9 protein-coding genes are annotated in these 11,833 nt (G+C 52.1%); all 9 read right to left on the minus strand.

The features are described from left to right. Positions 1 to 3,133, minus strand: a 3,133-nt coding sequence (locus ACRCZA_RS00090) for a hypothetical protein (RefSeq protein WP_438672475.1), incomplete at its 3' end; no start/stop codon positions are given. A 12-nt stretch (positions 3,134 to 3,145) separates the two neighbouring features. Further along, entirely contained in the window at positions 3,146 to 3,574 is a 429-nt protein-coding gene (locus tag ACRCZA_RS00095) for a hypothetical protein (protein ID WP_438672476.1), read from the minus strand. 73 nt (positions 3,575 to 3,647) lie between these two features. Further along, positions 3,648 to 4,508 (minus strand): hypothetical protein, encoded by an 861-nt coding sequence (locus ACRCZA_RS00100; RefSeq protein WP_438672477.1) that lies wholly within the window; start codon positions 4,506 to 4,508, stop codon positions 3,648 to 3,650. Between the two features lie 2 nt (positions 4,509 to 4,510). Beyond that, positions 4,511 to 5,914, minus strand: a complete 1,404-nt coding sequence (locus ACRCZA_RS00105; protein WP_438672478.1) for a hypothetical protein — start codon at positions 5,912 to 5,914, stop codon at positions 4,511 to 4,513. Next, the gene (locus ACRCZA_RS00110) at positions 5,914 to 6,258 is read right to left on the minus strand and encodes a hypothetical protein (RefSeq protein WP_438672479.1); all 345 of its coding nucleotides are present in this window, start codon (positions 6,256 to 6,258) and stop codon (positions 5,914 to 5,916) included. The genes ACRCZA_RS00105 and ACRCZA_RS00110 overlap by 1 nt, the downstream gene beginning before the upstream one ends. 3 nt (positions 6,259 to 6,261) lie before the next feature. Beyond that, complete coding sequence (locus tag ACRCZA_RS00115) at positions 6,262 to 9,453, minus strand: hypothetical protein (protein ID WP_438672480.1); 3,192 nt, start codon at positions 9,451 to 9,453, stop codon at positions 6,262 to 6,264. Between the two features lie 140 nt (positions 9,454 to 9,593). Then, positions 9,594 to 10,412 (minus strand): hypothetical protein, encoded by an 819-nt coding sequence (locus ACRCZA_RS00120; protein ID WP_438672481.1) that lies wholly within the window; start codon positions 10,410 to 10,412, stop codon positions 9,594 to 9,596. 258 nt (positions 10,413 to 10,670) lie between these two features. Then, complete coding sequence (locus ACRCZA_RS00125) at positions 10,671 to 11,222, minus strand: hypothetical protein (protein WP_438672482.1); 552 nt, start codon at positions 11,220 to 11,222, stop codon at positions 10,671 to 10,673. Between the two features lie 24 nt (positions 11,223 to 11,246). Next, positions 11,247 to 11,759, minus strand: coding sequence for a hypothetical protein (locus ACRCZA_RS00130; protein ID WP_438672483.1), 513 nt, complete (start codon positions 11,757 to 11,759; stop codon positions 11,247 to 11,249). Between the last annotated feature and the right edge of the window lie 74 nt (positions 11,760 to 11,833).

An 11,833-nucleotide genomic window follows, 5' to 3' on the forward strand; every position in this document is an offset into this window, starting at 1 on the left:
TGATTGTAATCGCCGCTGTGCCGTCAAAGTTCACGCCATTGATTGCGCGTGGCGTGGCAAGTTTGGTAGCCGTGGCCGCATTGCCGGAACAGGCCGCCGAGGTGCCGCCGTTAGCCGCCGCCGTGATTGTGATCGCCGCCGTGCCGTCAAAGTTCACGCCATTGATTGCGCGTGGCGTAGCAAGCTTGGTTGCTGCAACCGCAGTGCCGCCAGAGGCTAACGCGCCCACATCGGCCGCCGTTAACGTGCCCCAAGCCAAACTGCCAGCGGTTGCACCTGCTTTAAGTACCTTGCCGCTGTTTGTTGTGCCAGTAGCGGGGACGTGTAAATTACCGTCACCTGTTGGATGCGTATAGTTGTTCGCACCAGAGGCTACAGCATTAAGTTTGGATTTATCAGCAGCAGACATAAAGCCAGCGGCCGAGGTTGTCGCGTCAGCGTGAACGTGGCTCGCCGCCGCATACGATCCCGCTGGCTGCGCGCCAATATCAGCAAGCGACCATGACACATTGCCAGAGCCATTAACTGAGTTTGCTTTATTGCCAATAGTGAGCGTGCGCGCCGTACCCCATAGCGACGTTGTGATCGCCGCTGAGCCGTCGAAATTGGTGCCGTTGATTGCGCGGGGCGTTTGCAACTTGGTAGCGGTTGCCGCATTGCCTGATATTGCCGAGTGATTGTGATTGCCAGCCGCATAATTGGTCGCGCCTGTGCCTATGTTGTATGCCATCGGACTTGCAACAGTTTGGCTAATGACGCCCAAATCAGTAACAAAACCAATGTCCCAGCCTTCATTCCATCGATCTGTTGATCCATCAGAAAAACCAAATTGCAAATCCCTTACTGACACTTGTGGGTAACTCCAAACAGTATCAGCATTCCCGATCAGCACAGTACAAACAGTGCCATTGTGTGCAAAGTGGACAGGAAGCGAGCGGCCGCCAATTTGCACCGCTCCACAATTTGACCAAGCGCTATTAACTGAATAGTTGTAGCCGCCAACATGAAACGAGCTTAGCTGATTGGTCGCATAATTGTAGACGTCTATCCAAAACGACAGCATCGTAGACGTCCACGATACGGGCAAGCGAATTTCAAGCGCCCCAGTAATAGACGCTGTTGCAGTTCTAAACTGACCGCCACCAGCGGCGAGAACTCGCCTATACATAGATAGCGCCGCGCTTGGTGTATGGTTAAGCAGGCTGCCAGTCATAACGTCGCCAGCTTTATTAACTGCGCCAATATCAGCAAGCGACCATGACACATTGCCAGAGCCATTAACTGAGTTTGCTTTATTGCCAATAGTGAGCGTGCGTGCCGTACCCCATAGCGTCGTTGTGATCGCCGCTGAGCCGTCGAAATTGGTGCCATTGATTGCGCGAGGCGTTTGCAACTTGGTAGCGCTGACCGCATTTGCGCCAACGGCTAGCGCGCCAATGTCTGCGAGCGACCATGACACATTGCCAGAGCCATTAACTGAGTTTGCTTTATTGCCAATAGTGAGCGTGCGCGCCGTACCCCATAGCGACGTTGTGATCGCCGCTGAGCCGTCGAAATTGGTGCCATTGATTGCGCGAGGCGTTTGCAACTTGGTAGCGCTGACCGCATTTGCGCCAACGGCTAGCGCGCCAATTTCAGCCAATGACCACGACACATTGGCCGCGCCATCGACCGATTTACCTGTTGACCCAATCGTAACCGTGCGCGCCGTACCCCATAGCGTCGTTGTGATCGCCGCTGTGCCGTCAAAGTTCACACCATTGATTGCGCGGGGCGTTTGCAGCTTGGTAGCGCTGACAGCGTTAGCATCCACTGGTAACGCGCCAATATCAGCAAGCGACCATGACACATTGCCAGAGCCATTAACTGAGTTTGCTTTATTGCCAATAGTGAGCGTGCGCGCCGTACCCCATAGCGTCGTTGTGATCGCCGCTGAGCCGTCGAAATTGGTGCCGTTGATTGCGCGGGGCGTTAGCAGCTTGGTAGCGGTTGCCGCATTGCCTGATATTGCCGAGTGATTGTGATTGCCAGCCGCATAATTGGTCGCGCCTGTGCCTATGTTGTTATTACTGGCTGAATACTGACGGACGTTATCGACATTAGGTAGACCAACATCGGTTTTATTCGGCTTGTTTTCAGTAGTGTAAAGCTGTGCCCATGGCGACCACACACCGCCATTGTTAATGCAAACATATTGATTAAGCGATTTAAACGGCGTGGCGGTAATGGTCATAAACGTTGAGCTGTGCGCGGTCACGTCAATGTAAAACCAATCCGTTGCATTTGGGGCGTTAACGAGTTTTTGGCCGCGATACTTGGCGTTGATTGCGGGTAGCGCGCGAATATCCGCGCCTTCGCTTAGCTCCTGTGACGCCGTGCCTAAACCAAAATCGCCAACTAGCACCGCATCACGGCCGCCGGACGTCACCTTTCCGATCACATCAATTGAGCCGCCGCGCAGTGAATTAAACCAGCCTTCTTTAAACCATGCCGCGCTAGTGCCTATAAAATCGGTGGCGGCATTGCCTGTTTTATCTTCCGCTGGTCTAAATCCACCAGCCGCAAACGATTTCACCCATTGGATTTTTGATTGCTGAATAGTGTCAGTTAATTTATTCCAAAAGCCTTCCAGTGATACGCCTTCGCGCGAGGACAGATCCACCATGTCGAGGGTAACTTGCGTCGCAGCCGCCGGAACCGTTATCACTGCCAGCACGACGCAGTTAGCAGGCTGCGAGCCTTGCGGGTATGCCTTGATCTCACACGCCTTAATGCTTGAGCTGGTATCAACTTGATCTGTGATTGTGCTTGGATCGTAAAAGGCCGTTAATGCAATAACGTTTACAACGCCTGCCACAACCGGAATGATCACATCATGTTGCTGCCTTACCGTGATCAGGTATTTATCCGCTACGTTGACCGCCGCCGCTGACTCATCAGGGGATGAAACGACCACGTTTAAGCCAGCGCCTGCCGTGACGATAAAGCCGCTGTATACGCCGCTCTCAATAATGCCCCGCAACTGGCGGTTAAGTGCGCTGGACGTTTTCAGTTCGAAAGCCTGCACGTCGGCGAGCAAGGCTAGGTTATCTTGATTTGGCGTATTGATTGCGCCAGCGTGAATGATCGCCACGATAATAGCCTCTTAGTTAATGTTTGATTCGATAATGCCTGTCACCACATAGCCACGGTCTTTGTTCACCGTGGAGGGTTGCCCAGCAAGCATGGCGACCGCTTGGCCTTGCTCATCGAGGATGCAAGCCACGTTAACGTTTGCGCCGTTTGCAGGGATGCCAGCCGCGCCAGCGGGGATCTCACAGCGGATATTGATTTGATGGGTTTGCGCGTTATAAAAGTAAGTCGGGGACGTATCGGTATAGACGGCGGTTATGTCGTTTTTTGTGGCGGTAATGGGGATCACATCCACCAGCGGCGGGTTAACGGAATCATCAACGAAGCCATAGCCAAACAGTACCGCTCCAAGGCGAAAGCTTGGGGATGCCGAGATCATGGATAAGGCGCGCTGGTCAAAATATCGCGCCAGTAGCACGCCGCGAGAAGGTTCGGAAGCCATATAAAAAACCCAAATAAGTGATTTGGGTTCGATTGTATGGATAGCGGTTTTTTTGCTGAAAAAAGCGGGGGTTTTAACTGTCGAGCCGGATCACGTCCAAGCGCACTTCATCAAAGCGGTGCCGATAGTCCGGCGGGATAGCCAGCGCGTTATTAGCTGTGTTTTTTTGCTCTGTGTAGCCGCCCGTGATCATTAGCGTGCTTTCAATGAGCGCTTTAAAGTCCTCAGTTAGCATTGAGCCATTCGCGAATAGGCGTTCAAGCGGCTCTATAATGTCATAGTGAATAACAATACGCTCACCGTCATAGACAATATCTAGCGGAATGATCGGCGTGATAATGCGCTGAATGAGTTGTGTAAACTCATCCGAGGTATGGCCGCTGCGCGACAAAGAAGATGAACTGACACTAATAACGCCCCGTGAGGTAATAAAATAATCCTCCATGCTTTCGCCAAGCTGTTGCATTTCACGGGCAGTTAATAGCGCATTAATCAGTGTGCCGGACGTACTATCCCATTTAACCGAATAATCTTTGTTACCCGCTGGCGTAAGCACTTTAGGCGCGTATAGCGGCTCCCATTCAACCTTCATCCCGCCCATTTCGCGACTAATTGCGTTCTTGAGCGGTAAATCCGTGCGCTTGAAATGAATTTCATCAAGCTTTTGCATCACGGCTAACGGCATATCGTCGGCCTCAACGCTGCCGCCAAAGTAGAAGAACGAGCCGAGTTCTTTAATGCGAATAGCGAGATCGTCGGTGTGCATCGTGAAGTACGAATTAAGACCCGCAAGGCGATCAACGGTTGGCAAAATATGCTCATCGAATATCGCCTGTAGCGCGTGCGCAAAGCCGCGCCACATCTCACTCTTTTGCTTTTCCGGTGTAAGCTGGCCGCTTAGCCAGCTTGGGTTATTGTCATCATAATCGGCCATGGCTACTCATCCAGATATTCTAAGTTAAACACCGAATTATCAGCATCGAGGTAAACATAATCATTAAGCAAAATTGAGCTTGGGTAGCCTGTCCAACTCACTGAGAAGTCATAAAGCAGATTAAGATCCCGCAGCGCCTGATTCACGTCTTTTTCTAAAATTGCGCCTTTTTTAATTTCGAGTGGCGTCCGGCCAAATAAATCAGCTAAGCGCAAGCGCATCACTTGCGCGATATGAACCAAGTCTTTATCGCCTGTTGCCTTGCCTGTCACCGTTATAGTAAATGGGCACTCGTTAACGGGGCGGTAAACATAGCGCTTGTTGAGATAGCTTGTATCAATCAGCAATTGCACAATATCAGCGCCTAGCGCGGCTTGATCGACCACATCCGAAAAGGCCGATACGAAAATCGTGTTAATGTTTTCAATGTTGGTTGCGCCGTCCTGTTCTTCTTGCTCCTGTTCGCCCCAAGCGTTGATCCACACGATGTTAGCAAGGTTGGCGCGGACAAAGTGCGCGTAATCATCTTCCCATGCGATTTGGTTATCGAATGGCGTGATATAGAGCGCCCCTGAGCGCGTTTCTTCCGCGCTTTCCGCTGGCGCGCCGCCCGTGATAGACGTGTCAGTGACGATAGATAAAAACTCATTAGCGCTGGCAAGCGTGCCTGTGATCTCAAGCTTTTGGCCGTCTAATAGCGTGGTGACACCTTCCGTTTCCCACACGTCTAGCGTGATCGTTGAGCCTTCGGCGGGGATCATGCCATTAATGCCGTTACCAAAGCGGATACCAATTTGCTCTGTCGGTCGGTAGAACTCCGTATAAACACGGTCTTTTGACGTGGTACGCCGGAACATATAGCGCTTTTCCCACAAGCTTGAGCCGCCGGATACACCTGCCACACTCACATCAATTTTGTGCGTGTTAGCGCTGACCTCTTTTGGCAAGATGATCTCCATGAACTTATCCGCGCTGACAACGGTTGAGGTAAAGCGCTTAAGCACTAATTGGGTGATCGGGACTTGCCTTGTTTGGCCTGCCAGAATATTGACCGCGCCGACCGTGACATAACTCACCGAGGCGGCCGATATGAGCGGCGTGTTATTGGGTATTGATACTGTCGCGCCGGAATAGTTTGAAATGGATACCAAGCCCTTACTTGGCGTGGCTTTGCGGCCAATGTAACCGCGATCTTCTGCCGCTGCGAGAATTGAGGCGCGCTTAACCGCCGTGCTCAAAAACGCCTCTTGCAGATAGCGAGCTGACGCGCTTTGCGACTTAAGCACCATTTGGCCGACAAAGGTTGAGATCATATCAACGAACTGGCTACCCGCGATCCGCGCCCACCAGCTATAGCGAACTAACAACGCCTCAAATGCGATTTTAAAATCATTTGCTGTTTTCATTAAACGACCTCTTGGATGATTTCACCCGATTTAAGAACAATAGTGACGGAATACAGATCAATCTCAGTCGCGTGCGGCTCGCAGTTAATCGCGTTTATGGTCACATTGGGCAAGTCGCGCCCCATACCTTTGATAATGCTAAATTCAATATTGACCGCAACGACTTCTGAGCTGGCGGGTTCGTGTTTATACCTTTCCAGCTCATGCCCCCATGAAGGGCGGCCGTATACCTTGCCTTGGGGCGTTGATAGCCATTCCCTGACGTTGTTCGCGTTAGCCGTGTCGTCGTGAACCACGATCCCGAATGCGTCTACTTCAAGTAAAAAATCAATTTCCCTGATCACCTATCACCCCACATCGTTAGCTTTGTTTCGGTGCGACTTGTTGGCAAAGTCGGACGGGACTTTATCTGTTACCGAGGCGTTGCCACTGCTACCACTGGCGCTAGGCGCGGGGCGCGGCTCCGGTTTGTTGGGCGCGCTTGTTGGTTTGAGCGCCTTATCAATGCTTTTGAGTAAATCGACCATTTCTTTTAGGCGAGGGCTATCACCCATTGCTGACTGACTAGGCGATCCTCCTTGAGCGCGCTCCGCTTGTTTAGCGGCCGTTTTATCGGCGGCGGCTTGCGTGTTAACCATGGCCTCAATATCGGTTGTTTCGCTGGACGTGTTAACCGCCGCACTGTTAGCCGTGACAACCGACGGCGCAATAGGCGTAGCGTTAGCCGTGACGCTGCTTACAGGCTCTTTCTCTTTGCGTGCAATGCTGCTTGGCGGCTCTGCCAATGCAATAGACGGCGGAATGTCATAATCTGAGCGGGGTTGCTCGGTCTTTTCGGCAACAGGCGCAGCGCCACCAAATGACGTCATCGCAGAATCAAGCCCCGCCTCCGTCTTGGCGTTAACCAGTGGCGGCTTAGGCGCTTCACTTTTGCTGGCGCTGGCTTCTTTGGGCGCTTCACTGGCAGGCGCAGCCGCCTTTTTAGGCTCTTTATCGACGTCGCCCCCAAAAAAGCTATAAACGCCTTTGGTTATTGAGCTGGTGGACAGTCCGAGCATATCGGTTAAGCCGCCGAGCGATAACACGGAACCCATAGCAGCCGCCATCTTCTGACCAAAGGTAGCGGCTTGATCATCCTTAAGATTGAACGTTTCCTTTTGCTTTTCTTCGTCGTTATAGCCTTTAAAGCCATCAAATAGCGCCATTGCAGCGGTTAGCGGCAAGGCGAGCTTAGATAGCACCGTACCGCCCATGCGCAGCGCGCCACCCGCAGCTCCCGCCATCCGGCCACCAGCTCCCGCTGTTCGAGCGCCCGCTGTTCGAGTACCCGCGCCAACGCGATCAGGAACGCCGGAACGCTGACCAACTCCATTGGTTGCCATACCGCCACGGCCAAACATTTGACCACGGGGCGAGCCTGTTCTAGCGCTGGTGCGGCCATTTCTTGAGGCGCGGCCGTTACGCCCATTACGCCCATTGCGCCCATTGCGACCTGTTGAACGGCCACCGTTGCGACCTTTGCCGCGACGCCTGCCGCGATCAAACAGGTCTGATATACCGCCAAGCCCAAGGCCGCCGCTTTGCTCTTTGCTGTTGGCGATCTCATCTTTAATTTGGTCAAGCTTGATCTGTGTTTCGGCGTGTTGCTGCTCCGCTTTCTTGATTGCGGTCTTTTCGACTTCGAGCAACTTAGCTTGCTGCTCTTTAGAGCGCGTTAGCGTGTTATCTACGCTTGTCACTCTTTGTTCTAGGTTGTTCACACTGGTTACATTGCTAGCGCTGGACTCTGCAAGGCTGCGCACTGTATCCGTAGTGGATATAACCGCCTGAGTAATCGCCGGATCTGCCGCTGGCCGTGCGCCTGCCTGAGCGCTGGCGGCTACGGTATCGCTAGGCGCTGGCGGCGTGGGTTCAACAGGCGCGGCTCTGGTTAAAAGGCTTTTGAATTTTGACGGCATGGCCGCGAAAAAGTCTTTTACCTTTCCGGTTGCTTGGCGCGCTGGTGGTGTACCCGTGTCGCCAGCCGTGGGCGGCGTATCGGCTACGGTATCGCTAGGCGCTGGCGGCGTGGGTTCAACAGGCGCGGCTCTGGTTAAAAGGCTCTTGAATTTTGACGGCATGGCCGCGAAAAAGTCTTTTACCTTTCCGGTTGCTTGGCGCGCTGGCGGTGTGCCCGTGTCGCCAGCCGTGGGCGGCGTATCGGCTACAGTATCGCTAGGCGCTGGCGGCGCGGGTTCAATAGGCGCGGCTTTAGTGAAGAAACGCTTAACCTTTGACGGCATGGCCGCGAAAAAATCCTTCGCTTTAATCGCGCCCTTTTTCGTTGCATCAACCTTATTTGTAAAGCTTTCCTTGGCCTCTTTGACTTTGTGCTTGCCAAACGTCCAAGCCTCGCCAAGATTGGTTATTTCGTTTTCGGCAAGGTAATCACTCACGCTTTGTTTTACGTCGCGTGTAGTGTCGTAGATTTGCTTAGCCGCAATGTAATAAGAGCCGCCCATGGCAACGCCTAGCGCGTTACCCATCGAGGAATCAGCCATTGCGTTAAGCGATATGAGCTTAGAGGCGTCGTTACGATCTGAGTTAACGACTGACAGCTGAGCCAACGTCCTGACGATTTTCCCTAAAAACGTGGTTTGTTGGTTATCCTCTTGCGCCTGTTCCCTATCGCGTTGCTCTGCGCGATTGCGTTCTTCGATTTGAGCCGCATAGCGCTTTTGCTCAAGCTTGGATGCGTATTTTCCGCTGCTATTTCTTAGGCGGCCGCGCCCGTCCAGCTTAAATTTAGAATAATCCGTATCATCATTAGAAACGACGCCGCGCGTACTGCTTGGCCTGTCGTTAGTATCGCTCTGGCTAGGATTTTGAACGCTTTCGCGTGGTCGATCGCTTTCGCGAGTTTGAACGCTATCGCGTGGATTATCGCTTTCGCGAGACTGAACGCTGGCGCGTGACGAACTACCACTAGCAGGATTGATCGAATCGACTACAGGCGTTGCGGTTAGCTCTCTACCTTTGCGCCGTTCTGACGGCCGAGCGCGGGGCTTTGCCTTTGGGACTGGCGCTGGCGTTACTGTCGTCGTTTTATTATTGCGAGCGGTAGAACTGGTGCGCGTGGAATTGTCCACGGTGTTATTGGTGACTGAATTATCAACATTGTTAGTGGTGTTATTGATAACTGTGCCAGCGTTATTGCCTGCCGCTTTTCTTTCGTCCTGCGCGCCTTGACTTTGCGCCAAGGTATCGACGGACTCAGTGGCTTTGCGCGTTTTGCCGCGCTCCACAGCCTTTGCGGGGGATTTGCCAGACTTACGCTTGATAGCGTCTTTTGATTTTTGGTCAATGGTTCGCGCTAGCTCTTTAAAGCCAGCGCCAACCGCTTTGACCTCGTTAGCTGATACCGCCCTAACCGCATCAATGACGCTTGCTAGCTCAAGATCTACGCTGACATTGAAGTCTACTTTATCCGCGCTAAAGCTATCCGCTTTGATCTCAGCGGCTTCTATTAATGCCGTTTTTGGGGGAATGTTATCAGCCACGTTTACCGCTCCGCTTGTACTTTTCAACTAACGCATCATTAAGCACCTCAACAATAGCCATGGGGGTTTTCATCAAGTCCCCGACTTGTTGGCTACTGTAAATTGTGAGGTTTTTAATCATCGTCATGATGTTGATCGTGCTATAGCTCTGGAATAAAGAGCTTACCTTGAAAGGGAATAAGCAAGCGCGTTGCTGGCGTTGCGTCCTCCTGTTCGCCTTCTTTTGGCTGATAGCTTTCACAGGCCACGGGATAGCTGACAAGCGCTAACTGTCCTTGCTCAAGCACCGCATCAAGGCCGTGCGCAAGCGTGGCAAAGGCTGACTCTATCGAGGCCACCAGCATTCTAAATTCGCTGGTGCGCTTCATGGTCTTGATTGCGCTAATGCGCATATCCAAGGCTTCTTCAAAATCATCCGGTTCAAGTTCAAAGCGGAAAGCGCACGCGAGCTGGACAACCTTCAATCTTGCTAACTCTTGGCGGTACGCCAACGAATCTTCATCAAGATCAAGCAGCGCCAAGCCTTGGCGCTCCATATACATAGCTTCCTGTCCAGTGATCGGCTTGATTGTGATTTGGCGCTCTACGCCATCGAACAGCAATTCCGTTTTGATAAAGCAATCACTTGTAATGGTTCTAACGCCTTCGTCGAGGCGCATCATGTCAATATCAGCGGTGTGCCGCTTCCCGCAATGCTCGCACTCATAATCGAGCGCAATTGTCGTGTCTTGGTTTGATATAACGAAAATCCACCATAGCGCCGTGCGGCGGTCTTGCGTTGTCCATAGCGCCGAATCGTAAACCTCGCCCACTTGCAGCGCGTTAAGGTAGGTTGTGGTTGACACTTCATCTAAACGGTCATCGAGGCCGCAAAAGTCGAGACAATCGGCGACTGTATTTTCGCGAAAGATAATGGTTTTTTTGGCGTTACTTGGCAGTGTGAAGGCTGGAATAGTCACAGTCGATCCCTTTTGAGTAGTTGATTTTTATTGTGCGAGCCGAGACTAACACTGACCCATGAGCGCGGATAATTTTGGGGGATTTTAAGGTGGAGGCCGTAGAGGGCAGAAAACCGATTTCGGTTTTCAAAAACCGATTTCGGTTTTGACGGCTTAATGTTGTGATATGTTTTGGCGGGGCTAGCCGCGCCCCTGACAGCGCAAGGGCGGGGCTGTAACTCAATTCACGCTAACGCTATTGCTGGTGGTTGAGAAGGCTTAAGCTGGCAATACCGCCACTCGATAAACGCTGCGAGGCAGTAAGCCGCCATAATTATCAGTTTTACAAAGCGCTCCGGTACTGGCGAGCTTGTAAAACACCTTGTAAATTTGCTGGGTTGTCCAGTTATAGCGCGCTGCCATTTCCTTTTGCGAGCCACCGAACAAGCCGTCTGGCGACATATTCGCCCATATATCTTTTAACGCTATCAAGCATTGCTCATCCAGCGCCGCCAGTATTTGCGCACGCTTGTTTTGAGGCTCCGCACGGGCAATTTCCAATTCCAGTACGCGATTGACGTTAATGCCGAGCAAAGCCGCTTTCTCCTTGAGCTTATCGGTCAGTTGCCTTTCTTCCTCAGCAAGCTTACTCGCTTTAGCTTTTGCGGCCATGGCTTCCAGCTCGCCAATTTCTGCCGTGGTCAACTGCCCAAGCAGCAGCGGCCATTTCGATTTATCGCGAAACTGCGCGATAAGTTCGGCCTGTTCGCTTGCATTGCTTGCATCAAAAAAACCGTTTAATTCGGATTGGATCTCTTGCGCGTCTAACATCTATGCCCCCTTTGGCATCAGCGTTTAAATGGATTTGTACTTTTGAAAGACCATTGGATAGGACACAAATGCGCCGATCTCATCACGGCCACGGGTAAAGCCGCCAAACTCTCCGGCGCTCACGTCCCATTGGTTGTAAAGCGTTTCGCTGCCGTCTTGATTGATAATGTAAATTGCCATTTTGAACAAATACGACGAGGGCAGGTTGATCGTGCCATCGTCGTTAAGCACTTTGGCCGCCATGCGACGGAAAAACTTCTCGCAGCGAAAATCTTCATGATCGCGAATAGTGAGCGTCACTGTGCCAGCGGTTTTGTGTGTCGGGGAATTAATCGTGACCGCGCCGACCTGCTTTGATTCATATTCAATGGTTAGGCCGCCGTGCTCGATTGAGCGGCAATAAATATCAAAGTCAGAAGGCGGGTTCACGCCTGCACCGCTAAACGCAACGCGCCACTGCCAGTTTTGCACAAACGTAGTGCGCGCAAGCTGTTTAGCGATAGATTTAAGGGCGCTGATATTGGTCATTGACGCCATGTAACACCCCTTTAGCGTGGATGCACGCTAACCAGCGAAATGATCTCACGGTTAGCCTTGAATTGTTCTTCTAG

The organism is Shewanella sp. (assembly GCF_051658185.1).
Taxonomy (GTDB): domain Bacteria; phylum Pseudomonadota; class Gammaproteobacteria; order Enterobacterales; family Shewanellaceae; genus Shewanella.

Coding starts and splice junctions, on each gene's coding strand:
- ACRCZA_RS00095 (WP_438672476.1), bottom strand. CDS start 3,574: ATGGCTTCCGAACCTTCTCGCGGCGTGCTACTGGCGCGATATTTTGAC.
- ACRCZA_RS00100 (WP_438672477.1), bottom strand. CDS start 4,508: ATGGCCGATTATGATGACAATAACCCAAGCTGGCTAAGCGGCCAGCTT.
- ACRCZA_RS00105 (WP_438672478.1), bottom strand. CDS start 5,914: ATGAAAACAGCAAATGATTTTAAAATCGCATTTGAGGCGTTGTTAGTT.
- ACRCZA_RS00125 (WP_438672482.1), bottom strand. CDS start 11,222: ATGTTAGACGCGCAAGAGATCCAATCCGAATTAAACGGTTTTTTTGAT.
- ACRCZA_RS00130 (WP_438672483.1), bottom strand. CDS start 11,759: ATGGCGTCAATGACCAATATCAGCGCCCTTAAATCTATCGCTAAACAG.